At 73.4% G+C, this 26891-nt stretch carries 27 protein-coding genes and 1 tRNA gene; 15 read left to right on the plus strand and 13 right to left on the minus strand.

Annotated elements, in window-relative coordinates; genetic code table 11:
* Nucleotides 1-89: 89 nt before the first annotated feature.
* Together ACFWP2_RS26950 and ACFWP2_RS26955 are read right to left on the minus strand one after the other, a co-directional pair.
* Complete coding sequence (locus tag ACFWP2_RS26950; protein WP_380455961.1) at nucleotides 90-800, minus strand: helix-turn-helix domain-containing protein; 711 nt, start codon at nucleotides 798-800, stop codon at nucleotides 90-92.
* 196 nt (nucleotides 801-996) lie between these two features.
* The gene (locus ACFWP2_RS26955; RefSeq protein WP_380455964.1) at nucleotides 997-2511 is read right to left on the minus strand and encodes an MFS transporter; all 1515 of its coding nucleotides are present in this window, start codon (nucleotides 2509-2511) and stop codon (nucleotides 997-999) included.
* Between the two features lie 281 nt (nucleotides 2512-2792).
* On the opposite strand from ACFWP2_RS26955, the gene ACFWP2_RS26960 reads away from it, so the two are divergent.
* Nucleotides 2793-3557: a TetR/AcrR family transcriptional regulator gene (locus ACFWP2_RS26960; RefSeq protein WP_380455966.1), complete on the plus strand. Its 765-nt coding sequence runs from the start codon at nucleotides 2793-2795 to the stop codon at nucleotides 3555-3557.
* Between the two features lie 51 nt (nucleotides 3558-3608).
* Here the strand turns inward: ACFWP2_RS26960 and ACFWP2_RS26965 are convergent, their stop codons facing one another.
* Nucleotides 3609-4382, minus strand: coding sequence for an isocitrate lyase/phosphoenolpyruvate mutase family protein (locus ACFWP2_RS26965; RefSeq protein ID WP_380455968.1), 774 nt, complete (start codon nucleotides 4380-4382; stop codon nucleotides 3609-3611).
* Nucleotides 4379-5962 carry a hypothetical protein gene (locus tag ACFWP2_RS26970; RefSeq protein WP_380455971.1) on the minus strand — a complete coding sequence of 528 codons (1584 nt, stop codon included), beginning with the start codon at nucleotides 5960-5962 and terminating at the stop codon, nucleotides 4379-4381. The genes ACFWP2_RS26965 and ACFWP2_RS26970 overlap by 4 nt, the downstream gene beginning before the upstream one ends.
* A gap of 187 nt (nucleotides 5963-6149) precedes the next feature.
* Here ACFWP2_RS26970 and ACFWP2_RS26975 point away from each other — a divergent pair, with 187 nt between their 5' ends.
* Nucleotides 6150-6845, plus strand: coding sequence for an ArsR/SmtB family transcription factor (locus tag ACFWP2_RS26975; RefSeq protein WP_380455973.1), 696 nt, complete (start codon nucleotides 6150-6152; stop codon nucleotides 6843-6845).
* Between the two features lie 66 nt (nucleotides 6846-6911).
* Here the strand turns inward: ACFWP2_RS26975 and ACFWP2_RS26980 are convergent, their stop codons facing one another.
* From ACFWP2_RS26980 to ACFWP2_RS26995, 4 genes are all read right to left on the minus strand, one after another.
* Complete coding sequence (locus tag ACFWP2_RS26980) at nucleotides 6912-7421, minus strand: DinB family protein (protein ID WP_380455976.1); 510 nt, start codon at nucleotides 7419-7421, stop codon at nucleotides 6912-6914.
* Between the two features lie 51 nt (nucleotides 7422-7472).
* Nucleotides 7473-8270 (minus strand): VOC family protein, encoded by a 798-nt coding sequence (locus ACFWP2_RS26985; RefSeq protein WP_380455978.1) that lies wholly within the window; start codon nucleotides 8268-8270, stop codon nucleotides 7473-7475.
* A gap of 153 nt (nucleotides 8271-8423) precedes the next feature.
* A complete protein-coding gene (locus ACFWP2_RS26990; protein WP_380455981.1) occupies nucleotides 8424-10886 on the minus strand; it encodes a germacradienol/geosmin synthase in 2463 nt (820 codons plus the stop codon).
* 183 nt (nucleotides 10887-11069) lie between these two features.
* The gene (locus ACFWP2_RS26995; RefSeq protein ID WP_380455983.1) at nucleotides 11070-11417 is read right to left on the minus strand and encodes a DoxX family protein; all 348 of its coding nucleotides are present in this window, start codon (nucleotides 11415-11417) and stop codon (nucleotides 11070-11072) included.
* A gap of 263 nt (nucleotides 11418-11680) precedes the next feature.
* Between ACFWP2_RS26995 and ACFWP2_RS27000 the strand changes: the two genes are divergently transcribed.
* Nucleotides 11681-12325, plus strand: coding sequence for an HhH-GPD-type base excision DNA repair protein (locus ACFWP2_RS27000; RefSeq protein ID WP_380455986.1), 645 nt, complete (start codon nucleotides 11681-11683; stop codon nucleotides 12323-12325).
* A 247-nt stretch (nucleotides 12326-12572) separates the two neighbouring features.
* Here ACFWP2_RS27000 and ACFWP2_RS27005 read toward each other — a convergent pair whose 3' ends face one another.
* Complete coding sequence (locus ACFWP2_RS27005) at nucleotides 12573-14051, minus strand: MFS transporter (protein ID WP_380455988.1); 1479 nt, start codon at nucleotides 14049-14051, stop codon at nucleotides 12573-12575.
* 96 nt (nucleotides 14052-14147) lie between these two features.
* On the opposite strand from ACFWP2_RS27005, the gene ACFWP2_RS27010 reads away from it, so the two are divergent.
* A complete protein-coding gene (locus ACFWP2_RS27010; RefSeq protein ID WP_380455990.1) occupies nucleotides 14148-15113 on the plus strand; it encodes a helix-turn-helix transcriptional regulator in 966 nt (321 codons plus the stop codon).
* On the opposite strand, the gene ACFWP2_RS27015 is transcribed toward ACFWP2_RS27010, so the two are convergent.
* Together ACFWP2_RS27015 and ACFWP2_RS27020 are read right to left on the minus strand one after the other, a co-directional pair.
* Nucleotides 15110-16000, minus strand: coding sequence for a hypothetical protein (locus tag ACFWP2_RS27015; protein WP_380455992.1), 891 nt, complete (start codon nucleotides 15998-16000; stop codon nucleotides 15110-15112). The two genes, ACFWP2_RS27010 and ACFWP2_RS27015, sit on opposite strands and share 4 nt — an antisense overlap.
* A gap of 3 nt (nucleotides 16001-16003) precedes the next feature.
* Nucleotides 16004-16522: a YbhB/YbcL family Raf kinase inhibitor-like protein gene (locus ACFWP2_RS27020; protein WP_380455994.1), complete on the minus strand. Its 519-nt coding sequence runs from the start codon at nucleotides 16520-16522 to the stop codon at nucleotides 16004-16006.
* Between the two features lie 85 nt (nucleotides 16523-16607).
* On the opposite strand from ACFWP2_RS27020, the gene ACFWP2_RS27025 reads away from it, so the two are divergent.
* Nucleotides 16608-17279: a rhomboid family intramembrane serine protease gene (locus ACFWP2_RS27025; RefSeq protein ID WP_380455996.1), complete on the plus strand. Its 672-nt coding sequence runs from the start codon at nucleotides 16608-16610 to the stop codon at nucleotides 17277-17279.
* A gap of 100 nt (nucleotides 17280-17379) precedes the next feature.
* Nucleotides 17380-18546, plus strand: a complete 1167-nt coding sequence (locus tag ACFWP2_RS27030) for a hypothetical protein (RefSeq protein ID WP_380456000.1) — start codon at nucleotides 17380-17382, stop codon at nucleotides 18544-18546.
* A gap of 99 nt (nucleotides 18547-18645) precedes the next feature.
* Here ACFWP2_RS27030 and ACFWP2_RS27035 read toward each other — a convergent pair whose 3' ends face one another.
* Nucleotides 18646-20238 carry a helicase HerA-like domain-containing protein gene (locus ACFWP2_RS27035; RefSeq protein ID WP_380456003.1) on the minus strand — a complete coding sequence of 531 codons (1593 nt, stop codon included), beginning with the start codon at nucleotides 20236-20238 and terminating at the stop codon, nucleotides 18646-18648.
* 192 nt (nucleotides 20239-20430) lie between these two features.
* Between ACFWP2_RS27035 and ACFWP2_RS27040 the strand changes: the two genes are divergently transcribed.
* Together ACFWP2_RS27040 and ACFWP2_RS27045 are read left to right on the plus strand one after the other, a co-directional pair.
* A complete protein-coding gene (locus ACFWP2_RS27040) occupies nucleotides 20431-20727 on the plus strand; it encodes a type II toxin-antitoxin system VapB family antitoxin (RefSeq protein WP_030061387.1) in 297 nt (98 codons plus the stop codon).
* Nucleotides 20728-21016: 289 nt separating this feature from the next.
* The gene (locus ACFWP2_RS27045; RefSeq protein ID WP_380456219.1) at nucleotides 21017-21697 is read left to right on the plus strand and encodes a LytR C-terminal domain-containing protein; all 681 of its coding nucleotides are present in this window, start codon (nucleotides 21017-21019) and stop codon (nucleotides 21695-21697) included.
* A gap of 76 nt (nucleotides 21698-21773) precedes the next feature.
* On the opposite strand, the gene upp is transcribed toward ACFWP2_RS27045, so the two are convergent.
* On the minus strand, nucleotides 21774-22409 hold the full coding sequence (gene upp / locus ACFWP2_RS27050; RefSeq protein ID WP_049650159.1) for a uracil phosphoribosyltransferase: 636 nt from the start codon (nucleotides 22407-22409) through the stop codon (nucleotides 21774-21776).
* Between the two features lie 196 nt (nucleotides 22410-22605).
* Here upp and ACFWP2_RS27055 point away from each other — a divergent pair, with 196 nt between their 5' ends.
* The 7 genes from ACFWP2_RS27055 to ACFWP2_RS27085 all read left to right on the plus strand — a co-directional run bounded on the left by ACFWP2_RS27055 (nucleotide 22606) and on the right by ACFWP2_RS27085 (nucleotide 26749).
* The gene (locus ACFWP2_RS27055) at nucleotides 22606-22809 is read left to right on the plus strand and encodes a hypothetical protein (RefSeq protein ID WP_359913963.1); all 204 of its coding nucleotides are present in this window, start codon (nucleotides 22606-22608) and stop codon (nucleotides 22807-22809) included.
* A gap of 399 nt (nucleotides 22810-23208) precedes the next feature.
* On the plus strand, nucleotides 23209-23766 hold the full coding sequence (locus tag ACFWP2_RS27060; protein ID WP_380456007.1) for a tRNA adenosine deaminase-associated protein: 558 nt from the start codon (nucleotides 23209-23211) through the stop codon (nucleotides 23764-23766).
* A gap of 50 nt (nucleotides 23767-23816) precedes the next feature.
* A complete protein-coding gene (tadA, locus tag ACFWP2_RS27065) occupies nucleotides 23817-24344 on the plus strand; it encodes a tRNA adenosine(34) deaminase TadA (protein WP_380456010.1) in 528 nt (175 codons plus the stop codon).
* Between the two features lie 67 nt (nucleotides 24345-24411).
* A tRNA-Ser gene (locus tag ACFWP2_RS27070) sits at nucleotides 24412-24498 on the plus strand.
* 468 nt (nucleotides 24499-24966) lie between these two features.
* Nucleotides 24967-25167 (plus strand): hypothetical protein, encoded by a 201-nt coding sequence (locus ACFWP2_RS27075; protein WP_360351613.1) that lies wholly within the window; start codon nucleotides 24967-24969, stop codon nucleotides 25165-25167.
* Nucleotides 25168-25261: 94 nt separating this feature from the next.
* Entirely contained in the window at nucleotides 25262-25555 is a 294-nt protein-coding gene (locus tag ACFWP2_RS27080) for a Dabb family protein (protein ID WP_360351558.1), read from the plus strand.
* 354 nt (nucleotides 25556-25909) lie between these two features.
* Nucleotides 25910-26749 carry an RNA polymerase sigma factor SigF gene (locus ACFWP2_RS27085; RefSeq protein ID WP_079272046.1) on the plus strand — a complete coding sequence of 280 codons (840 nt, stop codon included), beginning with the start codon at nucleotides 25910-25912 and terminating at the stop codon, nucleotides 26747-26749.
* Nucleotides 26750-26891 lie beyond the last annotated feature (142 nt).

The following is a 26891-nucleotide window of genomic DNA, read 5'->3' on the forward strand; positions in this document are numbered from 1 at the left end:
TCGGCACGCCAGGCTCAACGACCGGCACCCCATCGGGATACCGGTCGCATCACCACATCATCCGAACTCGTTATGTGCGAAGGACGGGTCTAGGCGGAGAGCAGGGCGGTCACCGGCACGCCCGCCAACTCCCGTACGTCGCGCGCGAGGTGGGGCTGGTCCGCGTAGCCGGTCCGGGCCGCCGCATCGGCCAGCGGGACGCCGGTGCGGGCGAGCGCCAGGGCGCGTTGCATGCGCAGGATCCGGGCGAGGGTCTTGGGGCCGTAGCCGAAGGCGGCCAGGGAGCGGCGGTGGAGCTGGCGGGCGCCGAGGCCGACCGTCCCGGCCGTCGCGGCGACGGACCGCCCGGCGGCGAGCGAGTCGGCCACCGCGCGGATCAGCGGGTCCTCGGGTTGTGCCTCGGCCGCCAGGCGCAGGGCCAGGGCTTCCAGGGCGGCGGCCGGGTCGGCGGCCGCGTCGATCCGCTCGGTGAGGCGACGGACCTCGGCGGCGGGCCGCAGGTCGGCCAACTCGACGCGGCGGTCCAGCAGTTCGTGGGCGGGGACGCCGATCAGGGCGGGGGCGGCGCCGGGGCGGAAGCGCACGCCGGCCCACGGGCCGCGCAGTCCGGGGCCGGGGCGGAAGGCACGGGTGTCCGGTCCGGCGACCAGCAGCCGGCCTTCCGTCCACAGCAGGTCCATGCAGCCGTCGGGGAGGACCGGCCCGGCGTCGCTCATGGGCCGCAGGGCCCGCTTCGTCCACACGACCGCACCGGGCAGCCGGGACGCGCGTTCCAGGTACGCGGAGGACGACGACTCCATGACGTGAGGTTACGCGGCCCGGGAGGAGTGGGCACGGACGCCGATGGTCCCGGGAGGAGTGGGCACGGACGCCGATGGCCCCCGGGAGGAGTGAGCACGGACGCCGATGGCCCCCGGGAGGAGTGAGCACGGACGCCGATGGCCCCGACCGCGTGGAACGGTCGGGGCCATCGGGCCGGACGGGGGAGGGCCGGGCTCAGCCGACCGGCTCGACCTCCGGCTCCTCCGGAGCGTCGGCCCCCGCGCCGGCGGCCTTCCGGCCGTCGCGCATCAGCACCAGGGTGAGCGCCGCGGCCGCGACGACCGCGATGCCGCCCACCGTGAAGGTGGTGGAGGTGGCGGTGTTGAACGCCTCCCGGGCCGTCGCGACCAGTCCGCCGTCCCCGGTGGAGCCAGCCGTCGCGAGCGCGCCGGTGATGTCGTGGCGGGCGGCGGCGGGGGCGGCGGCGGGCATCGCCCCGGTGTAGGTGCTGGAGAGCACGGTGCCGAGGATGGCCACGCCGAGCGCCGCGCCGGACTGCTGGATGGTGTCGTTGAGCGCGGAGCCGACGCCGGCGTGCTCGCTCGGGATGGCGCCCATCAGCGCGTTGGCGGCGGCCGGCATGCCGAGGCCGGAGCCGATGCCGAGGACCAGCATGGCCAGGGCGACCTTGGTGAAGCCGTCGCCGACCGAGAGGGTGGCCAGCAGCCCGAAGCCGCCCGCGATGATCAGCATGCCGATCGAGGTGAGTACCCGCGCCGGGACCTTCTTGCCGAGCACCGCGCCGAGCGCGTTGAACACCAGCGAGGCGATGGCCAGCGGGATGAAGGCGAGGCCGGTGTCGGTGGGCGAGAACTCCAGCACGAACTGGAGGTGCTGGGTGAGGACCAGCATCAGCCCGCCGGTGGCGAAGGTGAGCAGGACGAGCGAGAAGCTGGCGCCGGTGAAGACCCGGTTGCGGAACAGGTTGAGCGGGACCATCGGCGAGTCGGTGCGGACCTGCCGGACGGCGAAGCCGGTCAGCGAGGCCACCGCGAGCAGGATCGCGCCGAGGGTGCTCGCACTGGTGATGCCGTCCCTGGGCAGCACGATGATCGACCAGACCAGCGCCGTCATGCCGACCATCGACAGCGCCATGCCCGGCAGGTCGGGGCGGCGCCACGGTCCCTTGGACTCCGGCATCAGCAGCAGTGCGGCGATGATGGCGACCGCCGCGATCGGCACGTTGAGCAGGAAGACCGCGCCCCACCAGAAGTGCGCGATCAGCGCGCCGCCGAGCACCGGACCGCCGACCAGGCCGATCATGGCCACCGCGGTCCAGGCGGCGATCGCCTTCGGGCGCTCCTCGTCGTCGAAGACGGTGATCAGGATGGAGAGCGTGCTCGGCATGACCAGCGCGCCGCCGACGCCCATCAGGACGCGCCCGGCGATCAGCTCCCCGGGGCTGTCGGCGTACGCCGCGACCAGTGAGGCCGCGCCGAACAGCGCCAGTCCGACGATCATCACCTTCCGCCGTCCGAAGCGGTCGGAGAGGCTGCCCGAGGTGAGCAGCAGGCCGGCGAAGACCAGGATGTAGGAGTCGATGATCCACTGGATGTCCTGCGCCCCGGCCTTGAGGTCCTCCGCGATCGGCGGGATGGACACCGTGAGCACCATGTTGTCGATCACCAGCACCAGGCTGCTGAGGCAGAGCACGATCAGAATGAGCCAGCGCTGCGGATGACGTTGCACGGCGTTTTTCCCCCTCTGGACTTCTCGCTCCGAGCCTCGGGCTTCGGGCCCCGGGCTTCGGACTGCGGGCTTTGGCGCGGGCACACCGTCCTCCGTCCCCAGGGGTACGGTGTGCGCCGCTCCGAACACTGTACGGACAGCCGCACACTGTTCGCAACGCCGTACACCGTTCGATCTCCGCACGCTGTTCGTTGCGCCGTACACTGTTCGAAGCAAAATGTGACAAGCAGCGCCGGACCGGATCGGATCCGGGCCGGTCGGCGAATGGCGAGGAGGGCCCGATGGCGGCCAAATCAGAGGACGGCACGACCCCGGGCATCCCCATGCCGTGGAACCGCCCCCAGCGACGGCGGGAACAGCCCCCCCTCAGCCGCGAGCAGATCGTCGCCGAGGCCCTCGCGCTGCTCGACTCCGACGGCATCGAGGCGCTGAGCATGCGCAAGCTCGCCGCCCGGCTGAACGCCGGCGCGACCTCGCTCTACACCCACGTCGCCAACAAGGACGAACTGCTCGCGCTGGTCGTCGACCAGGTCTTCGGCACCCTCCCGCAGCCCGAGGCCGAGGGCTCCGAGGACCCGAAGGTCTGGCGCGCGAAGGTCATGGAGTGCGCCGAGAGCATGCGCGCGACCATCATGCGCTACCCGTGGATGGTCTCGGTGGTCGGCGACGTCGGGATGATCTACTTCGGCCCCAACTGGATGCGGCTCTCCGAGTCCCTGCTGGCCGTACTGGACACGGCCGGTTTCGAGCTCGGCGAGGCCAACGACGCGATGAGCGCGGTGATGGGCTACACGATCGGGACCGCCTGCGTGGAGGCCTCCTGGGTGACCGCGCTGGCCCGCAGCGGCCACGACGAGCAGGAGTGGATGAACCAACTCCTGCCCGTCGTCATCGAGTCCACCAAGGAGTTCCCGCTGCTGCACCGGCTGTACACGTCCGAGGTTCCGGACGAGGTCGCGGCGGGCCGGGACAGCAGCTTCGCCCGGGGCGTCAACGTCATCCTGGACGGGATCGAGGCGGCCCAGGCCGGCCGCCGCCGGAGCTGATGCGGCCCGGGTGGGCCGCCGCCAGAACCGAGGCGGCTCACCCGGAGGTGCTCAACTCCCGCTGAGCGCCTGCACCTCCGCGTACCCTGGCACCGGACCGACCGGCTCGCCCGCCGCGACGGCCGCCGCCGTGGCCACCGCCGCCGCCAGTGCCGCGCGGTACAGCAGCGAGCCCAGGCTGACCCGGGCCACCCCGAGCCCGGCCAGCTCGGCCAGGCCCGGGCCGCCCGGCGTGAAGAGGATGTTGAGCGGGACGGCGAGCGCGCCGACCAGCCGCCCGATGACCGCCGGATCGGACAACCCGGGGACGAACACGCCGTCCGCGCCCGCCTGCTGGTAGGCGTCCAGGCGCCGGAGCGCCTCCGACTCGGGGTCGTCCTGCCCGCACCAGTAGGTGTCGGTGCGGGCGTTGACGAACAGCTCCGGCACGGCCGCCTTCACCGCCGCGACCTTCGCGGCGTGGCGGTCGGCCGGGGCCAGCACGCCGTCCACCCGGCCGTCCTCCAGGTTGATGCCGACCACTCCGGCCTTCGCCAACTCCACGGCCAGCTCGGCGACTTCGTCCGGGTCGTCACTGAACCCGGACTCCACGTCGACGCTGAGCAGGAAGCCTCCACGTCCGAGCCGGTGCGCCAGCCGTACGGTCTCCGCGCGGGTGGCGGCGGCACCGTCGGGCAGGCCGGCGACGGCCGCCACGCCCAGACTGGTGGTGCCGATCGCGGAGTGGCCCTGGGCGGCGAGGGCGACGGCCGAGGCGTGGTCCCAGGCGTTGGGGAGCAGCAGCGGGTGGCCGGGGCGGTGGTGCAGGGCGGCGAAGGGGGTCATCGGGCGTTCTCCATCGGGTCGTTGGTGAGGTTTCCGGTCGTGTTCGCCGGGCCGGCGGTCGGGTCGGCCGGGCTGGTGGTCGGGTCGGCCGGACCGGTGGCCGTGTTCGCCAGGTCGGCGGTCGGGTCGGCCGGGCCGTGGGCCGTGTTCGCCGGGCCGTCGGCCACGTCCGCAGGGCTCCCGGCCGGATCCGCCGGGTTCCCGACCGAGTCCGCGTAGTAGTACCCGGCCCCGGAGACGTGGTGGACGATCCGCCGGAAGCTCCAGCCCGTCCCCGGCGAGTCGTCCAGCCGTTCGTCCGGCAGTGCGGCGACCCGCCGGGACCAGATCCCGGCCAGCCGGGTCAGTCGGCTGCGGGCCTCGTCCAGGTCGGCGGCGGTGAACGGGGCGAGGTCGGCCGGGGTGGTGACGTTGGAGGCGTGCCAGCGGTCGGGCTCGGTCGGCTCGCCGGCCACCCGGGCCTCCAACTCGGCCAGGTGGTCGAGGAGATGGTCGGCAATACGGCGAACCGCCTTGTGCGGCGTGTAGGTTCGGCCGTCGGCGTTGACGATCGGGTGACCGCCCCAGGCCGTCCAGCCGGCCGCCAGGGCGAGCACGTGATCGACCATCTCGGGTACCAGGGCGGCGAGTTCGAACTTTCCGAGCTCCGGCCCGGGCGGACCGGGCGGACCGGGCGGACCGGAATCCGCATCCGACGTACCCGCGTCCGGCGCGCCCGCGTCCGCCGGATCGGAGGCGCCGTACAGGATGCCCTCGGCGATGACCAGCGCCTGCGCGCGGCCCGGGCAGCTCCGGGGCGGGGCGCCGAAGGTGAGCGCGACGCCCTCCGGCGCCCCGGACTGGGCCGCCGCGATGTCGAGCAGGATCCGCGTCCCGGCCGGTACGGCAAGGCCGCCGACCTCGGTCGCCCGGGCGGCGAGCCGACGCATCGTCCGGACCGGCGGGTCCTCGCGCACCACGCCGGGAAGACCGTCCGCGTGCCGGCGGGCGCCCTCGACCAGCGCGGCCGTGGCGTCGCAGGCCTGGACGAGCAGGCCGATCCGGTTCGCGGCCGTCTCCTCGTCCCGGTCCCCCATCGCGGGCAGCAGCCGGGCCACCGCCGCGTCCGCCGCCGGATCGTGCGGCGCGTCGGCGAAGTACGCCCGGGACACCGTCGCGACGTCCCGCGCCACGGTCTCCGGGTCGGCCAGGCCGAGCTCCGCCGCGAGCACCCGGACCACCCGCAGCCGCACGTCGGGCTCGAAGCCGCCGGCCGCGGCCACCCGCAGTCGGTCCTGGTCCAGCCGCTCCAGGTCGGCCAGCACCAGCGCCCGGCGGCGGGCGTGCGGTTCGCCGAAGCTGAACCGGGCGACGGCGGACCGCAGCCAGGCCACGGTGCCGGGGGCGGCGCCGGTCGGCCCGGACGGACCGGTCGGCCCGGTCGGACCGGGCGGACCGGGCGCCACCGGCCCGGTGGCCGGCCCGGGGAGCGGCCCGGCGGGCAACGGGACCAACGCCGGGTCGGCCAGCGCCGCCGTCACGTCGTCGTAGCGGGAGAAGGTCATCGTCGCGGGGCCGGAGACCACCGTGGTTTCGGTCATGCCGTCATCGTGGCCCCGGGTCGTTTCGGCCCCGGCCGAAACGTGCGGGCGCGACCCTGGAGGCATGTCCCCGGCTCCGCTCCCCCAGGCGGTCCCGCCGCTGCGGCCGCCCCGGCCCCCGTACGCGGCCCCGCCCCCGCACCCGACCCTGCGCCGGTACGCACCCCCGTGCCCCGACCATGGAGGCATGACGCTCGCCGCCCTCGCCGCCCTGCTCGCCGACCCCACCCGCGCCGCCATCTGCACGGCGCTGCTCGACGGCCGCGCCTGGACCTCCGGCGAGCTGGCCCGCCACGCGCGCGTGGCGCCGTCCACGGCCAGCGAGCACCTGTCCCGGCTGATCGCGGGCGGGCTGCTGGCCGAGGAGCGGCAGGGCCGGCACCGGTACGTCCGGCTGGCCACGCCCACGGTGGCCACGCTGATCGAGGACCTCACCGTCTTCGCCGAGTCCGGCCCCGGCGCCGCGACCGCGCCCCGCAACCTGGCCGAGGCCACCCGGCTGAGTGCCGAGGCCCGTGCCCGTACCTGCTACGACCACCTGGCCGGACGCCTCGGCGTGGCCGTGTCGGACGCGCTGCTCGCCCGCGGCCTGGTCACCGAGGAGGCCGGGCTGGCCGTCACCGAACGCGGCCGGGAGTGGCTGGCCGCGCAGTCGATCGAGCTGCCGCCGCGCGCGGGCCGCCGGGGCGGGCGCCCGGTGGTGCGCGGCTGCCTGGACTGGACGGAGCGCCGCACCCACCTGGGCGGGGCGCTGGGCGCGGCGCTCTGCCGGGCTGCCCTGGACCGCGCCTGGGTGGAGCGGATCGGCTCAGGCCGGGCCCTTCGGGTCACCCCGGACGGCGGCCGGGCGCTGCGCGAACTCCTCGGCGTGGAGCTGCCCTGACCGGCGATCCCGGCAGCCCATCGACCGCGCTCAGCCCAACGAGTCCGCTCAGCCCGACGACTCCGCTCAGCCCATCGACTTCGCCCCGTCCAGCGACTCCCGGATGATGTCCGCGTGCCCGGCGTGCTGCGCGGTCTCGGCGATGACGTGCAGCAGCACCCGCCGGACCGACCAGGCCGTGCCCGGCGGGAACCAGGGCGCCGGCGGCAGCTCATGGGCGAGGTCGAGGTCGGGCAGGGTCCGGATCAGCTCGTCCGTCCCGCGCGCCACCCGCTCGTACTCGGCGAGCAGCCCGGCCAGCGTGTCGCCCTCCACCATCCGGAACTGGGCCGCCCAGGCGTCCGCGTCGTCGGGCCCGTGCTGCCCCTGCCGGCCCCGCATGGCCTCCGCGCCGCCGGTCATGAACCGCGCCCAGCGCGCCTCGACCGCCGCCACGTGCTTGATCAGGCCGCCGAGGCACAGCTCGCTGACCGTGGTCCGCTCGGCCGCCTGCGCGTCGGTGAGGTCCTGGACGGTACGCCGCAGCAGGCCGCGGTGCTTGTCCAGCGTCTCGACGAGATCCTCGCGCTCACCCATGGGCTTGCCTCGCCCGGTCCGGCCCCGCAGCCCCTTGCGCCCAGCACGCCATCAGACGTCCTCCGTCTTCGGTTGCTCTCCGACCGTCCGCCCGAGGTCGATCAGCCCGAAGGCCGCACCCTGCGGGTCGCCGACCGCCGCGAACCGGCCGAACGGGCTGTCCATCGGCCCGAAGTACACCTTGCCGCCGCGCGCCGTCAGCCGGCCGATCGCGGCGTCGGTGTCGTCCACCGCGAAGTAGACGCTGATGTACGAGGGCGCCTCGGGCGGCAGGAAGTCGCCCTCCGCTCCCATCCGGCCCAGCACGATCCGCTCGCCGACCTGGAACATCCGGTAGTCGAACTCCCCGCCCTCCATCTTCTTCACCCCGTACGGGAAGACCGCGGGGAAGAAGGCGTCGGCCTTCGCGGGCTCGCGGGTCACCAGCTCGGCCCAGGTGTAGGCGCCGGGCTCGCCCTGCTTCTCGAAGCCTTCGTGCCGGTCGGCCTGCCAGACGCCGAACACCACCCCGCCGGGGTCCTTGGCGATCACCATCGTGCCGAAGTCGCCGATCTGCATCGGCCCCATGACCACCTCGCCGCCGTTGGCGCGGATCCGCTCCGCGGTGGCGGCGGCGTCCGGTGAGGCCAGGTACAGGCACCAGGCGGACTGGGCCTCCGCGCCCGGCATCGGCGGCACGATCGCGGCGACGGCCTTCCCGCCCGAGTACGCCTGGGTGTAGTTGCCGAACTGCGACGAGCTCTCGCCGAAGGTCCAGCCCAACACGTCGCCGTAGAAGGCCTTGGCGCCCTCCAGGTCGGTGAACATCGCGTCGGCCCAGCAGGGTGTGCCCTCAGGTAGCGCAGCCATCTCTCTGCCCTCGTGTGTGGCGAAGTGCGCGCGCCGGAGGGCGCACGCCGGCCCCCGGTTCGCCAGCCTAGCCACGACGCGGCGCACCCGCACGGGATGGCCCGCGCGGGTGCGCCCCTTCGACGCCAGCCACCTGACATCAGGCGCCCGGCATCAGCCGCCCGACGTCAGGCGCAGCGAGGCCGTCCCCAGGCCGGTCGGGCCGGTCGGCACCGTACCGGTCGGCACCGTACCGACCGGTGCCGCGGCGGCCACGGGTGCCGGCGCCTCGGCAGCCGCCGCCGTGGCCGCCCGCCGGGCCTGCGAGGCCTCCGCCAGGTCCCGTTCGGCACCGAAGTGCCGCTCCAGGTCGGCCGGGCCGTACCGGAGACAGCCCTCGTGCCAGCCCAGGATGCCCGCGAGCCAGTTCTCCAGCTCCACCACGTACCCGTCGAGCAGTTCCCTGGCCGCCTGTTCCAGCCCGAAGTCCTCGTACATGACCGGGAGTTCCTTCTGCGCGACGTGCTGGAACTGGTCCAGTCGCGAGTGCATCAGGTCGTCGACGATCCGGACCGCCGCGTCGTAGCCGCAGTTGAAGAAGTTCTGCACCACCAGGACGGCGTTGTGCAGCTCACCCTCGTACTCGATCTCCTTCTGGTACGAGAAGAGGTCGTTCATCATGCACGCGTAGTCCATCGCGGAGTTCTCCAGCGCGCGCATCGAGCCGTGGCCGTACACCTCCTGCGGCACGGTCTTCCCGTGGCCGAGGCGGGAGAGGCTCGTGGTGAGCTCGGAGCCGAAGGTGGAACGGCGCATCTCCAGGTAGTCCACCGGGTCCGGGATCCGGTTCTGGATCTGGTTGCTCAGCTCCCAGATCCAGCTGTCCAGCATCGTCTCGACCGCCACCCGGAAACGGCCCTTGGCCTCGACGTCCATCGGACGGGTGGTGCGCTCCCAGATGTCGGCGAGGCCGCGCTCCAGTGCGTTGGCGGGCTCCGGCACGGGGGCGCCGTCCACCGGCATGAAGAGCGACAGCCGGGCGTTGGCGGCCTTGGCGCCGCCCAGGTCACGGGTGTGCCCGAAGGCCCGGGGGTAGTAGTCGTCGGCCCAGGTGCCCCAGGCCAACCAGGCGGAGGCGATGTCGAGTTGGTCGGCGGTGGCGTCCGGATGGATGCCGGCCGCGCAGAGCGGGAGGTCGTAGTCGCGCATCGACTCGGCGTCCCAGATGCCGGATGCGAGGACGCCGGGCTCCTGCGCCAGCAGTCCCATCCGTTCCGCCCACTCGATCACCCGTTCCCGGGCCCCGTCCAGGTGCGGGCTCAGCCTGCGGTCGTACGGCAGCCGGAACTCGGGCAGCAGGGAGGGCCCGACGGCCTGGTACGGCACGTGGCCGTGCGACCGCGCCCGCCGCGCGGCCGGGCTCACCGCCCCCTCGGCCTCCGGTGGCGCGGTCGGCTCCGCACCGACCGCTCCCTTGCGCAGGATGTCGAGTGCCGAGGTGCCGATGCCGCCGATCGCGTACTGGTCCCACCAGTTGCCGCCCCCGGACGCACCCGACAGCCCCGGCAGGCCCGCCGCTTCACCGCCCGAGCCCGGCGCCACCGTGCCGCCCGTGCCGCCCGCGCGGCCCGAACCCGCCGCCGCGCCACCACCGTTCATGTACCGGCTGGACCGCAGGTGCCACTCGTGCCCGCCGGCCTGCCAGTCCTGCAGTCCCTTGACGTACGCCATGACCCGGGCGCGGCCCGCCGGGTCGAGCCCGGTCTCCGCGAACAGCACCGGCAGTTCGGTGAACACGGTGTTCTCGAACTGCTGGAGCCGCGAGGTGAGCAGGTCGTTGACCGCCTCCGCGGCCTCCTGGGTGGAGCACTCCAGGAACCGCTCCAACACCAGGATGCCGTTGCTCAGTTCGCCCTCGTCCTCCACCTCCCGCTGGTACGAGAAGATGTCGTTGCGCAGGTGCACCCCGTCGGAGAAGGCGTCCATCAGCACCCGCAGCGCCCGCGAGCCCGACACCTCCTTCGGCACCTCGGCGTCGGCCGCGTACTCGACCAGCTGCGCGGACCAGGGCGCGCCGCCGACCTTGCGGCGCATCTCGATGTACTCGACCGGGTTGGCCACCCGGCCCTCGTTGATGTTGGCGAGTTCCCACAGCGACTCGTCGAGCAGGTTCCGGGTGCTCGCGGCGAACCGGATCCGCCAGTCCTCGCCCATCGCCGGCACGGTGCGCCGCCACAGGTCGGCCAGGCCCGCCTCGACCGGGTTCTCCGGCTCGGGCGGCTCGGCGGCCGGGTCGGCGGGCATGAACAGCGGCAGCCGGTCGAGGTGGGCCTTGCCCGCCTCGCGGTCGTTGGTGCGCTTGAACATGTCGAGGAAGTGGTCGTCGAAGAAGAAGACCCACACGTACCAGTCGGTGACCAGCGACAGCGCCTCGGCGGAGGCGTCGGGGTGGGTGTACGCGCAGAGCAGTCCGTAGTCGTGGGCTTCCAGGTCGGCCTGATCCCAGATTCCGGAACCCTCCAGCATCCCCATCTCCCGGGCCCATTCGGTGGAATGGGCCCGTGCCTGGTCCAGATGGGGGTTGAGGCGCGCCGGGTGCGGCACGTAGAAGGACGGCAGTTCGAACGGCTGGGTCACGGCGGGCGAGCCTTTCTGGACGCGTCGATTGGACCAAGAATGACCCGTCGTCAGCTCACCGCACCGGCACAACCACAACAGTCATATGAAATGACTCGCCATCCCCATTCGAAACCACCCACCCGACCGAGCGCCCTCCCCCACCCCGCACGCCCCCGCCCGCGCCCCGCGAGCGGCCCGGGGTCAGGCCGCGAGGCCGAGGGCGAGGGAGGCGGCGGCGGGCGCCAGGTAGACGAGGGGGAAGGGGACGTGGGCGTAGGCGCGGGCACGGAGGACGGTGATCACGGCGCCGAGGAAGTAGAGGATCACGCCGACCGCGGCCGCGTAGCCGACGGCCGGGACGGCGAGGCCGGCCAGCAGGCCGAGGGCGCCGGCCGCCTTGGCGGCGCCGAGCCAGGTCCACCAGCCGCGGGGGACGCCGTAGTCGGCGAGCGGCTTCACGACGTACTCGGCGCCGGCGAAGACGGAGTAGGCCGAGAAGCCGACCATGAGGGCGCCGAGGACGGTGACGACGGTGTGGGCGACGGACATTGGAGTGCTCCCATTCGACGGCTGTTCGGTTCGACACTCCCCTGACCCGGGGCGCCCGCCGGATGTGACCGGCGCGGGCAAAAAATTGTCCGTACGGCCCAGTCGCCACGCCCGGAAACCGCTCCGCCGACGAACAATGCAGCTCTGCCAAGGCCTTGAACAGACACGACTTCCCCGGCTACGGGCGTGTTGTCCGCCTGCGCCCACGCCCCGTCCACCAGACTGGGCGCCGACCAGACGTCAACTCCGAGGAGGGCAAGCCCGTGAACGTCACCGTTCGGCTCGCACAACAGCCCGAGGCCGACGAACTGCTCGGACGGAGTGCGCTCGCCGCGCTCGTCGGCATGCTGCTGGACCAGCAGGTCCCGATGGAGTGGGCGTTCACCGGCCCGCTGACCATCGCCCAGCGCCTCGGCCACGACGACCTGGACGCCCACGAGATCGCCACCTACAACCCGGAGGAGTTCGTCGCGCTCCTCTCCGCGAAGCCCGCGGTCCACCGCTACCCGGCCGCGATGGCCAAACGGGTGCAGCAGCTCTGCCAGTTCCTCGTCGCGCAGTACGACGGCGACGCCGCCGCGCTCTGGAAGAACGTCCGCACCGGCAAGGAGCTGCTCAGCCGGCTCAACGCCCTGCCCGGCTTCGGCAAGCAGAAGTCGCAGATCTTCCTGGCCCTGCTCGGCAAGCAGTACGGGGTACGGCCGGAGGGCTGGCGCGAGGCGGCCGGGGTGTACGGCGAGGAGGGCGCGCACCGCTCGGTCGCCGACATCACCGGCCCCGAATCCCTCACCCTCGTGCGGGAGTTCAAGCAGGAGGCGAAGCGCGTCGCGAAGGAGGCCAAGGCCGCCGCCAAGCCGCGCACCACCACCCGTACGGCCGCCGCCCCCACCCCGAGCGGCGCCCGCTGACCGACGGCCGACCGGCCCCTGACATCCGGCCGCCCCAGCCTCCGGCAGACGGCCGACCCACCCGGCCTCCCCCCAGCGGGGCCGGGCCTCCCCAGAGCGCGACGCGGGCCCCGGCCGCGCCGCGCGACCGGGGCCCGCGCACGGGACCCGCAAGGGGGCCCGCGAAGCAGGACCCACGTACAGGGCTCACGAACAGGCCCCCACGTACAGGACCCACCACCAGGCCCCCGCGAACGGGAGCGCTCCGTCAGATCAGGACCGGCTCCCGCTCCTCCGTGGTGGAGCCGGCCACGGCTCCGGCCGCCTTGCGCCGCCGCGGCAGCGCGAACATCAGCAGGAAGACCGCGCACAGCACCCCGGTCACCCACCACAGCGCGTGCACGAAGGCCCCGCCGAACGCCGTCCCGACCGCCTCCGGCGCGACGACGTCGTCCATCGCCCCGAAGAAGGCCACCGACACCAGGCCGAGCCCGAGCGCGTTGCCCACCTGCTGCACGGTGTTGATCAGCCCGGACGCCGAACCGGCGTGCTCGCGCGGCACCTCCGCCAGCACCGCGTCGGTGATCGGCGCGACTATCAGCCCCATCCCGAGGCCCATCACCACCAGCGGCAGCGCCATCTGCCAGGCCGTGATCGCCGTCCCGTACCGGTCCGCCTCCCAGATGTAGACGAGCACGCCCGCCGCCATCACCAGCGCGCCGGTCTGCAGCACCTTCCGTCCGAACCGCGGCACCAGCTTCTGCACCGACAGTCCGGCGGCCGTGGAGACCGCGATCGAGAACGGGATGCCGGTCGTGCCGGCCTTGAGCGGGCTCCAGCCCAGCCCCACCTGCATGTAGAGGGTCCAGACCAGGAAGAAGATGCCGAGCGCCACGCCGAAGGCCAGCTGCACGCAGATCCCGGCCGCGAAGGACTTCACCCGGAACAGCGACAGCTCCACCAGCGGCGAGCCGTCCCGCCGCATCTTGACCCGCTCGTACGCCACGAACAGCGCGAACACCGGCAGGCTCCCGGCCATCGACAGGTAGCCCCAGAGCGGCCAGCCGGCCTCCCGGCCGTGCGTCAGCGGGTAGATCAGCATCAGCAGGCCGAGACTGGCCAGCGCCACGCCCACCAGGTCCAGCTTCAGCGCCTGGTCGGCCTTCGACTCGTCGATGAAGCGGCGGCCGAGCAGCAGCCCGGCGATGCCGACCGGCAGGTTGATCAGGAAGATCGGCCGCCAGGCCAGGCCGAACAGGTCCCACTCGGTGAGCAGCGCACCGATCATCGGACCGGAGACCGCGCCCAGCCCGACCACCGCGCCGAACAGGCCGAACACCTTGCCGCGCTCCTCCGCCGGGAAGGTCGCGTGGATGATCGACAGCACCTGCGGCACCATCAGCGCCGCCGTCCCGCCCTGGAGCAGCCGGGTCGCGACCAGCATCTCCGGGCCGGAGGCCAGCCCGCACAGCGCCGAGGCCAGGGTGAAGCCGCCGATCCCGATCAGGAACACCCGCTTGCGGCCGTGGATGTCGCCCAGCCGGCCGCCGGTGATCAGCCCGATCGCGAAGGCCAGCGCGTAGCCGCCGGTGACCCACTGGATGGCGCTGAAGGAGGCGCCAGTGTCCTGCTGGATGCTCGGGATGGCGATGTTGACGATGGTGACGTCCACCAGGTCCATGAAGGAGGCCACCATCACGATCGTCAGCGCGATCCACCTCCGCCGGTCCGCTGCCGCGGCGCTCATTGCCGTACTCCTCGACTTCTCTTCCGTCTGCACAGCAGGACGGTAACCGCCATGTAGGTCAGGAACTGTCCCAGTTGGTCGGGCATGCTGGAGGGCATGAGTGACACCCCGGCCCGGTTGCTGAGCCTCCTGTCCCTGCTGCAGACCCCGCGCGAGTGGCCCGGCAGCGAGCTCGCCGAGCGGCTCGGCGTCAGCCCCCGCACCATCCGGCGCGACATCGACCGGCTGCGCGAGCTCGGCTACCCGGTGCGGGCCAGCATGGGCGCGGACGGCGGGTACCGGCTGGTCGCGGGCACGGCGATGCCCCCGCTGCTGCTGGACGACGAGGAGGCGGTGGCCATCGCGGTCGGGCTGCGCGCCGCGGCCGGGCACGCCGTGGTCGGCATCGAGGAGGCCTCGGTACGGGCGCTCGGCAAGCTGCTCCAGGTGCTGCCGAGCCGGCTGCGGCAGCGGGTCGGGACGCTCAACTCCGCCACCGTGCCGCTGCTCACCGGGGACGGCCCGACCGTCGACCCGGAGGACCTCACGGTGCTCGCCCGCGCCGTCACCGCCCGGGAGTGGCTGCGCTTCGGCTACCGCGCGTACGACGGCGCCGAGACCAGGCGGCGGGTCGAGCCCGAGCGGCTGGTCTCGGTCGGCCGCCGCTGGTACCTGGTGGGCTACGACCTGGACCGCGAGGACTGGCGGCTCTTCCGGGTCGACCGGGTGAACGGCCCGGCCGCCACCGGCGTCCGCTTCACCCCGCGCCCGCTCCCCGCCGAGGACGCCGCCGCGTACGTGGCGGGCAAGCTGCGCCGCCCGTCACCGAGCGGCACCGTGGTCGCCACCGTGCACGCCCCGGCCGAGCGGGTCCGCCACAGCCTCCGGCCGGGCGACTGCGAGGTCGAGCCGATCGACGGGCACAGCTGCCGGCTCCGCTCCCGCACCGACTCCCTGGAGTGGACGGCGATGCGGCTGCTCTCGCTGGGCTGCGCCTTCGAGGTGCACGAGCCGCCCGCGCTGCGCGAGCACCTGCGCGGACTGGCGGCCCGCGCCGCCCACGCGGCGGGACAGGACGCCTAGACCCCGACCCGGTACCAGCCGTTGCCGAAGCGGAACCAGAGCACGCCGTCCCGGCCGTACGCGCGGCGGCGGTCGAGCTCGCCGAGGCCGCTCACCCGCTCGCGGCGCACCTCCCGCCAGCCCTTCCGGCTCTCCCGCTCACAGCGCAGCAGCTCGCCGCCGGACTGGAGGAACACGGCGCGCTCCCCGGCGATCGCGAAGCCCACCGGCTGCCGGGCCGGCAGCCGCATGACGACGGGCTTGCCCTCGGCGGGGTCGATACCGGTGAGGTGGCTGCGCTCCCCGTACCAGGCCAGCCAGGTCCGCCGTCCCTCCGTGGCGGCAGCGAGGCCCTCCAGCGGTTCGTCGCCCAGCTCCCTGAAGTCCGGCCGCCAGATGATCCGCCCGGCGGTGTCCAGCCCGAGCAGGCCGCACTGGGCCAGCGGGTTGTCGCCGCAGTTGCCCTCGTCCCCGAAGGCCAGCCAGATCCGGCCGTCCCGGTCGGTGGTCAACGCCTGGACGTCGTCGCCGAGTTGCAGCTCCCGGGCCGGGCTGCCGTCCGGCCCGAACACCAGGCCGTTGCGCTCCCAGCCGTCCGCCGACTCCTCGGCCCGGCACCCGGCCAGCAGCACCCGCCCGCCCGGCAGCAGCGCCAGGAGGTCGGGCGGGACCCCGACCCCGGACAGCGGCACCCGCCACTCGCCCTGCGGGCCGCGCACGACCACCTCGGCGTCGTACGGGAGCCCGGCCTCCGGCCACGACCCGGCCGGTGCCGCGAACTGCTCCGGCACCACCAGGACGGCCAGCTCGCCGTCCGGCCCGACCGTCCAGGTCAGGGCCCGGCGGCCGGCCTTCCGGTCCTCCTCGGGCAGCCGCCAGACCTCGACCGGACGATCGGGTATCGCCATCGCTCAGACCCCGTACTCGGCGGTCAGCAGCGCCCGGCCCAGGGTGTGGAAGGTGAGGTGGAAGCCCACCTGGGCGGGCGGGGTGTCGGCGGCGACGTCCAGCTTCTCGACGTCCAGCGCGTGCACCGCGAAGACGTAGCGGTGCGGCGCGCCGGGCGGCGGGGCGGCGCCGTCGTACCGGTTGTCCGGGAAGTCGTTGCGGCCGTGGAAGGAGGCGTCGCCGGGCAGGGTGGCGTCCGAGGAGCCGGCGCCGCGCGGCAGTTCGGTGGTGTCGGCGGGCAGGCCGAGGGCGAGCCAGTGCCACCAGCCGGAGCCGGTCGGCGCGTCCGGGTCGTAGCAGGTGACCGCGATGCTCCGAGTGCCCTCCGGCAGGTCCGACCAGGCCAGCTGCGGCGACAGGTTGCCGCCGCCGTGGATGAACTCCCGGCCCAGCGTGCCGCCTTCGGTGATGTCCTGGCTGCTCAGCGGGAACGACGGCACCTGCGGCAGGAACTCGTACGGCAGCGGAGCGCGCTTGCTCATGGGGTGACCACCTCTCACGGACGGGATGACACGGGTCACTGTAATGGGGTGCATGCACGCTCCCCGCGCCCCTACAGTCGGGGGCATGGCCGCCAAATTCGCCCAGCTGTTCGCCGACTCCCGCCGCGCGCTGTTCACCATGCTCGGCCTCCAGGTCGTCATCTGGTCCGTGCAGGTGCTCAACTGGCTGGACGACTACGGGCTGTCGCGGGAGTTCGGCCTGCGCTCGGAGCAGGTCGGTGACCTGCCGGAGATGTTCACCTCGCCGTTCCTGCACTTCAGCTGGGGCCACATCGAGGCCAACTCCTGGCCGCTGTTCGTGCTCGGTTTCCTGTCCGCCTACCGCGGCATGAGGAAGTTCCTGCTGGCCAGCCTGGTGATCGCGGTGTCCGGCGGGCTGCTGGTCTGGCTGCTGGAGAGCCCGAACACCGTGACGGCCGGCGCGAGCGGCATGGTCTACGGCTATCTGGGCTACGTGGTGCTGCGCGGGGTCCTGGACCGCAACGTGCTGGACGCGGTGGTCGGCATCGCCGTCGCGGTGGTCTACTCGACCATCCTGATCGGGGTGCTGCCGGTCACCCCGGGCGTCAGCTGGCTGGGCCACCTCGGCGGGCTGATCGGCGGACTGGCCGCCGCCGTCCTGCTGCGCGACCGACCGGACGCCGGGCAGGGCCCGCGGTCGGCCGCGAAGCGGCAGGCGGCCCCGGACAGCCCCGGATCCGCCCTGCTCAAGCAGCTGGACGAGCTCGGCCTGTGAACCCACCGAGGGAGCGCCACCCGGGGCATCAGGTATAGACCAATTCCACCCCTCCGGCTAGCGTGGACGGCTCACCCTCCCCCAGCTCCGGAGCCGCACTGTGGAGTCGTCCGTCCTCGCCTTCGCCACCGACCTGCTCGACGAGGGCGCCGACACCTTCTTCGGCAACCTCACCGACCGCGCCGGGGTCGGCGGCGTCACCCTCGCCTCGGTCTACCACCAGGCCCGCGACGTCTTCCCGCACAACCCCCGCCGGGTGGTCCGCTACCTGGAGCCGGGCGCGGCCTACTTCCGCCCCGACCCGGTCCGCTGGCTGGGCCGCCGCCTCGCCCCCGTCCCGTCCACCGCGCTGGGCGAGCGCGACCCCTTCGCGGAGGCCGCCGAGGAGGCCCACCGCCGCGACCTGAAGCTGCACGCCTGGACGGTCTTCTGCCACAACGACCGGCTCGGCTTCGCCCACCCCGACTGCGCCCCGGCCAACGCCTTCGGCGACCGCCACCTCACCGAACTCTGCCCGGCGAACCCGGAGGTCCGGGAGTACGCGCTGACCCTGGTCGCCGAACTGGCCCGGTACGGCGTGGACGCGATCCGCGCCGAGTCCCTGCACTTCCACGGCCTGCGCCACGGCTACCACCACGAGCGCTACTTCGAGGAGCTGGGCCCGACCGCCGAGGCCCTGCTCGGGGTCTGCTTCTGCCCGCACTGCCGCGCCGCCGCCACCGGCGCCGGCGTCCCCGCCGAGGAGGTGGCCGAGGCGGTCCGCGCCGAGCTGCGCCGCCGGCTGGCCGACGAGTCCGCGGCCGCCGAGCCCGCCGACCTGAGCGCCCTCGCCGACGGCGCCTTCGCCGCCTACGTGGACGCCTCCGCCGCCACCGTCACCTCGCTGGCCGCCGAACTCACCGAGCAGGCCCGCCGGCACGGCATGCGGCTGAGCTTCATGGACGGCGGCGGCCCGGGCCGGGGTTGGCTCGCCGGCATCGACCTCCCGGCCCTCGCGCAGGTCACCGACCAGATCGAGACCCTCGGCTACGCGCGGACCCCGGAGGCGGTCCGGGAGAGGATCGCCGCCTTCGCCCTGCACGGCGTCCGCCCGACGTCCATGGCGGTGGTCCTGCGCCCGATGTCCTCCGACTGCGACGGCCCGGAGAACCTCGCCGCCAAGATCGCCACCCTGCGCGAACTCGGCGTCCCCGAGGTGGAGTTCTACCACTACGGCCTGATGCGGCTGTCCTCCCTGGACCGGATCGGCGCCGCGCTCTCCGACTGACCGGCCGACGGGCTGACCGACTGACCGGCCGACGGGCTGACCGGCCGGCCCGGCACCGATCCGGCCGGCCGGCCCGCGCCGTACCCGCCGGCCGGCCGCTCAGCGCCGCCGCTTGGACGTCCCGAACAGGCTGCGCGAGATCTCCTGCCCGAGCTGCTTCCCGGCCGAGCGCGCGAAGGACTTCACGGTCGGGTTGCTCAGCAGCGACCCGAGCAGCCCGCCCGCGCCCTGGGGCTCCTCCCGCCGCGACGGGGACGGCGCGGGCCGCTCCGCCGGCACCCGCTCGGCGGGCGCCGGAGCCGGCGCGGGACGCCCGGTGGGCGCCGCCTCCGGCCGGGGGGCGCGCGCCGCCAGCTTCTCGTACGCCGACTCCCGGTCGACCGCGTCCCGGTAGCGCGCCGTCAGCGGCGAGGCGTCCACCGCCGCCCGCAGGGCCGTCGCCTCGATCGGCCCCATCAGCGACCGCGGCGCCCGCAGCCTGGTCGCGGCGACCGGCGTCGGCGCGCCCTTCTCGGAGAGGACGGTGACCACGGCCTCGCCGGTGCCCAGCGAGGTCAGCACCTCCCCGAGGTCGTACGGGGAGCGCGGGAAGGTCGAGACGGTGGCCTTGAGCGCCTTGGCGTCGTCCGGGGTGAAGGCGCGCAGCGCGTGCTGCACCCGGTTGCCCAGCTGCGCCAGCACGTCGGACGGGACGTCCCGCGGCGTCTGGGTCACGAAGAAGATGCCGACGCCCTTGGAGCGGATCAGCCGCACGGTCTGGGTGATCGCCTCCAGGAAGGCCTTGGAGGCGCCCTTGAACAGCAGGTGCGCCTCGTCGAAGAAGAACACCAGTTTGGGCTTGTCGAGGTCGCCCACCTCGGGCAGCTCCTGGTAGAGGTCGGCGAGCAGCCACATCAGGAAGGTGGAGAACAGCCGCGGCCGGTCCTGCACCGCGGGCAGCTCCAGCACCGAGACCACCCCCTTCCCGTCCGCGGTGGTCCGCAGCAGCTCGGCGGTGTCGAACTCGGGCTCGCCGAAGAACGCTCCGGCGCCCTCGTTCGCCAGCACGGTGAGCGCGCGCAGGATCACCCCGGCGGTGGCCGCCGAGAGCCCGCCGATGGTCCGCAGCTCCTCCTTGCCCTCGGGCGAGGCGAGGAAGGCGATCACCGCGGTGAGGTCCTTGAGGTCGTAGAGCTCCAGGCCCTTGCCGTCGGCGTAGTGGAACACCAGGCTGAGCGAGGACTCCTGGGTCTCGTTCAGGTCGAGCACCTTGGCCAGCAGCAGCGGTCCGAAGCTGGTGACGGTGGCCCGGATCGGGATGCCGACGCCCTGACCGCCGAGCGCGTAGAACTCGGCCGGGCAGCCCTGCGGCGCCCACTGCTGCCCCACCTCGGCGGCCCGGGCGGCGGTCCGCTCGCTCGGTGCCCCGGGCGCGGCGACGCCGGAGACGTCCCCCTTGATGTCGGCCAGGAACACCGGCACGCCCTGCCCGGAGAGCTGTTCGGCGATCAGCTGGAGGGTCTTGGTCTTCCCGGTGCCGGTGGCCCCGGCGACCAGCCCGTGCCGGTTGAGCACGCCCAGCGGGATGCGCACCGGGGCGTCCGGGTACGCGGTGCCGTCCAGCAGCACGGCGCCGAGGTCGAGGGCGGGACCGGTGAAGGCGTACCCGTCGGCGATCTCCCGTACGGCCGGCGGGGTGAGGTCGGAGGACATCGGTGCACACTCCTGAGCGGATCGGAACGCTTCGGAACGCTTCGGCATCGACGCGGAACCCGATCGGAATCGAGCGATGTTCGCGACATTTCCCATCAAACAGCCGCATTCGTCCATGCGCAGTTCACACCGGCGCGCGTGGCGGCGCCGCGGCTGCTGCGCCATCCGCCGCCCAAACGGTAGGCTTTCCGTGTGATCTTCAAGCGCATCGGCAATGGGCGGCCGTACCCGGATCACGGCCGGACGAGCACCCGCCAGTGGGCTGACGTCGCCCCGCGCCCGGTGCGGCTCGACCAGCTGGTGACCACCAAGGGTCAACTCGACCTCGAAACCCTTCTGGCCGAGGACTCCACGTTCTACGGGGACCTCTTCGCCCACGTGGTGAAGTGGCACGGCGACCTCTACCTGGAGGACGGCCTGCACCGGGCCGTCCGGGCCGCGTTGCAGCAGCGCCAGGTGCTGCACGCCCGCGTCCTCGAGATGGAGTGACGGACCCCCGCCGCAGGGACCCCTCCGCACAGGGCCGTCGGACCACCACGGGCTTTCCGGACCGCCCCCTCGCCACCCGGCGGAGGGCGGTCCGCGCGTACCCCGGTACCCCCTTTCGGGTACCGGGGTACGCCAGATGATGATCGTTTAGTACCTTCGACGCCGTACGGCACTACGCTGCTGACTACGGCCACGACCAGGGGATTCCGCCCGCACCGGGGGAGGCCCCCACCCGGCCGATCCGTCATCCCGACCCCGCCCTGGTACGAGGGGGAGACAAACCGTGAGCATGTTGACTCCCCGAGGTCTCAAGGGGAAGCAGTACCGCGTCACCGGCACCACCTACCCGCGGTTGGGCCGGCCCCCGAAGAAGAGCCGCAAGGTGATCGCCGGGCTCGCCGGCCTGCTCGCCCTGGCCCTGATCGCGCTCGGCGGCGTGCAGCTGTACGACATCTTCACCGGCAGGAACAAGAACGCCTCGGCCCAGGCCTGCGCGACCCCGTCCGGCAAGGCACTGGCCGCCCCGACGCCGGGGGCCACCCCGGGCGCCCCCGCCGCCGACGCGCCCGCCGCCGCCCAGGGCGACCCGCACGCCGTCCCGCAGGCCTCGGCCGTCACCGTGAACATCTACAACGCCACCACCAAGGCCGGTCTGGCCGGCCGGACGGCCGAGGAGTTCAAGAAGCGCGGCTTCGTCATCGGCAAGGTCGGCAACGCCCCGGCCGAGCTGGACAAGAAGGTGCCCGGCACCGCCCAGGTGATCGCCGGTCCGGCCGGCGCCGGCGCGGGCACCCTGGTCGGCTCGCAGATCGCCGGTGCCGCCGTCACCGCCGACGCCCGCGCCGACGCCACCGTGGACTTCGTCATCGGCGACAGCTACAACGCCCTGCTGGACGAGACCCAGGCGGCCGCCGCCCTCGCCCTGGCCACCAAGCCCTCCCCCACCCCGACCGCCACCGGCAGCTGCTGAGCCGCCGGACACCGAGAGCCCCCGGCAGACGCGCTGCCGGGGGCTCTCGGTGTTCGGTGGTTCGGGCGGGGAGGGCTCAGCCGGCCGTGCCGTACAGCCGGTCGCCCGCGTCCCCCAGGCCGGGGACGATGTAGCCGTTCTCGTTGAGCCGCTCGTCCACGGCGGCGGTGACCACGGTGACCGGCAGGCCCGCCAGCTCCCGCTCCATCACCTCGACGCCCTCGGGGGCGGCCAGCAGCACCACGGCGGTGACGTCGGTGGCGCCGCGCTCGATCAGCATCCTGATCGCGGCGACCAGGGTGCCGCCGGTGGCCAGCATCGGGTCGAGCACGTAGACCTGGCGGCCGGAGAGGTCGTCCGGCATCCGGGTGGCGTAGGTGGAGGCCTCCAGGGTCTCCTCGTTGCGGACCATGCCGAGGAAGCCCACCTCGGCGGTCGGCAGCAGGCGGGTCATCCCGTCCAGCATGCCGAGGCCGGCCCGCAGGATCGGGACCACCAGCGGGCGCGGGTAGCTGAGCCGGGTACCCAGCGTGACCGCGACGGGCGTGGTGATCTCCACCTCGTCGGTGCGGACGTCGCGGGTGGCCTCGTAGGCGAGGAGGGTCACCAGCTCGTCGGTCAGGCGACGGAAGGTCGGCGAGTCGGTGCGCTCGTCGCGCAGGGTGGAGAGCTTGTGGGCGACCAGGGGGTGGTCGACGACGTGGAGACGCATGTACCGAGGTTAGCCCGGTCCTGGACGGGTGTACGACCCGCCGTGCCCCAGCCGGGCGTCGGTCCGGGTGATGTTTCCGTGGCACGCCGTGACCTGCCGCGAATGTCCGGACGGATGTGCCTCCTGTGGTATCAACCGGACCGTTCTGGGAATGTCACGTCTTATGACGAGCAACCCGAACGCCGGGGACGGCTCGATGGACGAGCCCGTCGACGGGTCGGGCCGCAGCCCGGGCCCGCCATACGACCACCCGGAGACCGAGGCGGAGCGCCGCAGGCGGCGGGCCGTCTTCCTGCGCGAGCTCACCGAGGCCCGCGAGCTGCGGGAGCGGGTCCAGCCCCGGCGGACCAAGGAGCGGCGGATGCGCGAGGCGATGCGGATGCGAACCTTCCGGATCTGACCCGGCCCGGCGAAGATCCGCCGGGCGAGGCCCGCCCGCCCCTCGCCGCCCCGCACCACCCCTCGCCGCCCCTCGCCGCCCTGACAGGATCCTGACGCGCGCCCCTCGGACGCCCCTCGGACGCCCCTCGGGCACTCCGGCGGTGCCGGAAACGGCCCGGCGCGGCTCCCTCGGGCGTTCGGAGCAAATTTCGACCGGCCTCGGACCGCCGCGGCCCGACTTCACCGTCCGCCACCCCGGTCCTTCCGACACGACCTGCAAAGACGCGCTGCCGAACACCCCCCGCGAGGGCGGGCTTTCTGTCACGATTCCGATGGGACGGTCCGAACAAGCGGACCGCCTCTGGCGCGGGGGCGGCCAGATTTCCGCGTTGCCCGTGCGCGCCGACAGCCGAGACCGATGATCTTGGGAGTGTCCCTGGTGGCGTACTTCGCTGCAGTGCTTGCTCGCACCGAGGACGGGTGGGATGTGAGCGAGACGGAGCTCGACGACGTCGAAACCCTGGCCGATCTGGCCGACCTGGCCCGCGACTGCGCCCAGGACGACGACAGCGTCCTGATCTTCATCGAACAGGAGGACGCCTGGTTCGCCATCGTCCGCGTGGACGGCGAGGAGGACCCGCGGATCTTCGTGTCGGACGGCGCCGCGGCCGCCCGCAGCTCCTACGGCTCCGTCCTCACCGACGAGCTGGTCGACCAGGCCGGCGAGAGCGAGTTCGGCGACCTGGACCACCTGCTGGACGAGACCGAGGAGGCCGAGGAGCAGGACGAGGAGGACGCCGACGCCCGCGGCGGCGTCCCGGTCGGCCCGCTGGGCGACGCCCACCTGCTCACCGAGTTCGGCCTCGCCTCCGACGAGCTGCTCGCGCTCAGCGGCGAGGGCGCCGTCCCGGGCGACGCCCTGGAGGAGATCGCCGAGGCCCTCGGCTGCGGCGAGGTCCTGGAGGCCGTCCGGTAGCGGGGTCGGTCATGCCGGTGTCCACCACCGGATACCCGACACTGGATCCCATGCAGCCCGTATCCACCCAGCTGACCGTCCCGCACGTCCCCCCGCTGCCGGCCCCCGTCCGCCCCGATCCGGTCCGCGACCGCTGGGCGGCGCCGATGCGCCTCGCGATGGCCGAGGCCGCGCTGGCGCCGGCCACCGGGGACGTGCCGGTCGGGGCGCTCGTCCTGGACCCGGACGGCGAGGTGATCGGACGCGGCCACAACGAGCGCGAGGCGGTCGGCGACCCGACCGCGCACGCCGAGGTGGTCGCGATCCGGCAGGCCGCCGAGAAGACCGGGGCGTGGCGGCTGAACGGCTGCACGCTGGTCGTCACGCTGGAGCCGTGCACCATGTGCGCGGGCGCCATCGTGCTGTCCCGGATCGACCGGGTGGTCTACGGCGCCCTCGACGAGAAGGCCGGCGCGGCCGGCTCGCTCTTCGACGTGATGCGCGACCGCCGGCTCAACCACCGCCCCGAGGTGATCTGGGGCGTCCTCGCCGAGGAGTGCGGTGAGCAGCTGCGCGCCTTCTTCGACACCCACCGCTGAAGGCCCGCCGGCCGCCGCGGCGATACGGATTTCGTGACTGCGCCACCCCTCCGGTAGAGTTCCTCTCGGTAGCGTGTCCGAGCGGCCAAAGGAGCACGCCTCGAAAGCGTGTGTGGGGGCAACTCCACCGTGGGTTCGAATCCCACCGCTACCGCTCGAAAGCCCGAGGGCCCGTCCGATCCGGACGGGCCCTCGGCGTTTGTCCCGGCTCGCGGCCGTCGCGGCTCACGGTCGTCCTGGTTCGGCGCAGGGGCCGGCGCCGGAAGGGAAAAGAGAACGGCTCCGCACCCCGGGCCGATGACCACCGGTGCCCGGTCCGTACGGAGCCTGGAGGGGGAGCGGCTCGGGGGGACTGACCGCTCCCCCGGCGGAGTCCCACAACCGGCGCCGCGTCGGGGGGAAGCCGCGGCGACCGGTCCCACAGCGGGGAGCTCCGGATCCACGCACCGGGGATTCCTGCCAGATCCTCGGTACGTCTTCCATCCTGCCGCCCGGCCCGCGACGGGGCACCCGGAGAAAGGCCCCACTGACGGGGACCTTCGTCCCGCCGGCCGAACGCGTCGCACACTTGATAGCCCGTCCGGGTGGATAAGCTGCCACCTGCAGGCCGCTCGGGGACCGGATGACGGCGGCCCACGGCTGGGAGGCAGGTCACCCGATGGCGCAGGCGAAGAAGATCGGCATGGCCCTCCTGCTCATCTTCGTGCTCTACTCGATCATCACCTCGCCCTCCCGGTCCGCCGAGCTGGTCCAGCTCGGGTTCGAGGGGATCTCGAACGCCGCCAAGGCGGTCGGCACCTTCATGACCGGTCTGATCAAGTGACGGACGGCTCCCACCCCTTCCGGTGGCGGTCGGCCCCCGTGCACCGGCTACGGTGAGCGGGACCCTCTGTCCCCGTCCGCGAGGAGCGGCAATCGTGATCCGCCACCTGGTCCTGTTCAAGCTCAACGAAGGCGTCAGCAAGGACGAAGAGCGCGTGCTCGCCGGCGCCAAGGCCTTCGACGCGCTCGGCGCGGTGATCCCCGAGCTGCGCGAGTGGGAGTGCGGCTGGAACACCACCGAGCGCGACATCGCGTACGACTACGCGATCAACAGCCTGGTCGAGGACCGGGACGCGCTCCAGGCCTACCTCACCCACCCGGACCACCAGGCCGCCGCCGGCCTCTGGCGCGAGTTCGCCACCTGGGTGATCGCCGACATCGAGGTCTGAGCACCCGTCGGACCCCGTCGGACTCCCGTCCGAACCCCCTCCGAACCCCCGTCCGTCCGACCCGGCCCGTCCGGAACGCACCCCGGGCCCTTCCCCCGGACGGACCGCGGCGCCCCGCCCGACCTCCGGGCGGGGCGCTTCGCTCTGCCCCGGAACGACCCTTGCGGCGCTTCGCCGGCCGGCCCGGGAAAGGTTGAACAGCCCACCAACACACCTCCGCCGGGTGCTTGCCCGACCTGTGCCCACCTTGTGATGCTATGACCGGTTTTGCCGGACATGGCGAGGTACTGAGCCAGCCGCGACACCCGATCCGCAGGGCCCGCCGTTGACGACTTTGGGAGGGGTGAGGTGTCCGTGGACGAAGTGCTGGCTGCGATCACCAGCCCGGCCGGCGAGCTCCGCCCGGACCGGCTGCGCGGCCCCGGCGGCCGCCCCGCCGTGGACGTCCGGACGCTGACCCGGGTGCTGTTCGAGCGGCTCGCCGAACTGCCCCCCGACGCCCCCGAGCGGGAGCGGGTGCGGGCCGCCCTGATCGAGGTCAACATCCCGCTGGTCCGCTACGCGGCCACCCGCTTCCGCAGCCGCAGCGAGCCGATGGAGGACGTCGTCCAGGTCGGCACCATCGGCCTGATCAACGCGATCGACCGCTTCGACCCCGGCCGCGGGGTCCAGTTCCCCACCTACGCGCTGCCGACCATCCTGGGCGAGATCAAGCGCTACTTCCGGGACAACGTCCGCACCATGCACGTCCCGCGCCGGCTCCAGGAGCTGTGGGTCCAGGTCAGCGGCGCGATGGAGGAACTGACGGTGCTGCACGGACGGGTTCCCAAGGTGCCCGAGATCGCCGCCAGCCTGCGGATCCCCGAGGAGGACGTGCGGGCCTGCCTGGACGCCGGGCGGGCCTACAACGCCGCCTCCCTGGAGGCCGCGCAGGAGCACGAGGGCGGGCTCGCCCTGCTCGACCGGCTCGGCTACGAGGACTCCGCGCTGGCCGAGGTCGAGCACCGGGACATGGTCCGCCACCTGCTGGTCCAGCTCCCCGAGCGGGAGCGGCGGATCGTGATGCTGCGGTTCTTCGCCAACCTGACCCAGTCCCAGATCAGCACCGAGCTGGGGATGTCCCAGATGCACGTCTCCCGGCTGCTCTCCCGGATCCTGACCAGGCTTCGGACCGGCAACTCCTGGGAAGAGTGAGATTGCAGCCAGTTACCCCGGCGTGACATCTTGCGACGTTCGGGTTTGCCGTGGACCGTGTTCCGGTATGGAGGGGGAAGGCCCTCGCCCGGGAACCACCGCGCGACGGTCCCCGTTCAACCGACAGTCACAAGGGGGTGGG

It is taken from the genome of Kitasatospora sp. NPDC058444 (assembly GCF_042721415.1).
In the GTDB taxonomy this organism is placed as follows: domain Bacteria; phylum Actinomycetota; class Actinomycetes; order Streptomycetales; family Streptomycetaceae; genus Kitasatospora.

Excerpts from the sequence above, each read along its gene's own strand:
- ACFWP2_RS26950 (WP_380455961.1), bottom strand. The coding sequence starts at position 800 with ATGGAGTCGTCGTCCTCCGCGTACCTGGAACGCGCGTCCCGGCTGCCC.
- ACFWP2_RS26960 (WP_380455966.1), top strand. The coding sequence starts at position 2,793 with ATGGCGGCCAAATCAGAGGACGGCACGACCCCGGGCATCCCCATGCCG.
- ACFWP2_RS26965 (WP_380455968.1), bottom strand. The coding sequence starts at position 4,382 with ATGACCCCCTTCGCCGCCCTGCACCACCGCCCCGGCCACCCGCTGCTG.
- ACFWP2_RS26970 (WP_380455971.1), bottom strand. The coding sequence starts at position 5,962 with ATGACCGAAACCACGGTGGTCTCCGGCCCCGCGACGATGACCTTCTCC.
- ACFWP2_RS26975 (WP_380455973.1), top strand. The coding sequence starts at position 6,150 with ATGACGCTCGCCGCCCTCGCCGCCCTGCTCGCCGACCCCACCCGCGCC.
- ACFWP2_RS26980 (WP_380455976.1), bottom strand. The coding sequence starts at position 7,421 with ATGGGTGAGCGCGAGGATCTCGTCGAGACGCTGGACAAGCACCGCGGC.
- ACFWP2_RS26985 (WP_380455978.1), bottom strand. The coding sequence starts at position 8,270 with ATGGCTGCGCTACCTGAGGGCACACCCTGCTGGGCCGACGCGATGTTC.
- ACFWP2_RS26995 (WP_380455983.1), bottom strand. The coding sequence starts at position 11,417 with ATGTCCGTCGCCCACACCGTCGTCACCGTCCTCGGCGCCCTCATGGTC.
- ACFWP2_RS27005 (WP_380455988.1), bottom strand. The coding sequence starts at position 14,051 with ATGAGCGCCGCGGCAGCGGACCGGCGGAGGTGGATCGCGCTGACGATC.
- ACFWP2_RS27010 (WP_380455990.1), top strand. The coding sequence starts at position 14,148 with ATGAGTGACACCCCGGCCCGGTTGCTGAGCCTCCTGTCCCTGCTGCAG.
- ACFWP2_RS27015 (WP_380455992.1), bottom strand. The coding sequence starts at position 16,000 with ATGGCGATACCCGATCGTCCGGTCGAGGTCTGGCGGCTGCCCGAGGAG.
- ACFWP2_RS27020 (WP_380455994.1), bottom strand. The coding sequence starts at position 16,522 with ATGAGCAAGCGCGCTCCGCTGCCGTACGAGTTCCTGCCGCAGGTGCCG.
- ACFWP2_RS27025 (WP_380455996.1), top strand. The coding sequence starts at position 16,608 with ATGGCCGCCAAATTCGCCCAGCTGTTCGCCGACTCCCGCCGCGCGCTG.
- ACFWP2_RS27035 (WP_380456003.1), bottom strand. The coding sequence starts at position 20,238 with ATGTCCTCCGACCTCACCCCGCCGGCCGTACGGGAGATCGCCGACGGG.
- ACFWP2_RS27045 (WP_380456219.1), top strand. The coding sequence starts at position 21,017 with ATGTTGACTCCCCGAGGTCTCAAGGGGAAGCAGTACCGCGTCACCGGC.
- upp (WP_049650159.1), bottom strand. The coding sequence starts at position 22,409 with ATGCGTCTCCACGTCGTCGACCACCCCCTGGTCGCCCACAAGCTCTCC.
- ACFWP2_RS27055 (WP_359913963.1), top strand. The coding sequence starts at position 22,606 with ATGGACGAGCCCGTCGACGGGTCGGGCCGCAGCCCGGGCCCGCCATAC.
- ACFWP2_RS27060 (WP_380456007.1), top strand. The coding sequence starts at position 23,209 with ATGATCTTGGGAGTGTCCCTGGTGGCGTACTTCGCTGCAGTGCTTGCT.
- tadA (WP_380456010.1), top strand. The coding sequence starts at position 23,817 with ATGCAGCCCGTATCCACCCAGCTGACCGTCCCGCACGTCCCCCCGCTG.
- ACFWP2_RS27075 (WP_360351613.1), top strand. The coding sequence starts at position 24,967 with ATGACGGCGGCCCACGGCTGGGAGGCAGGTCACCCGATGGCGCAGGCG.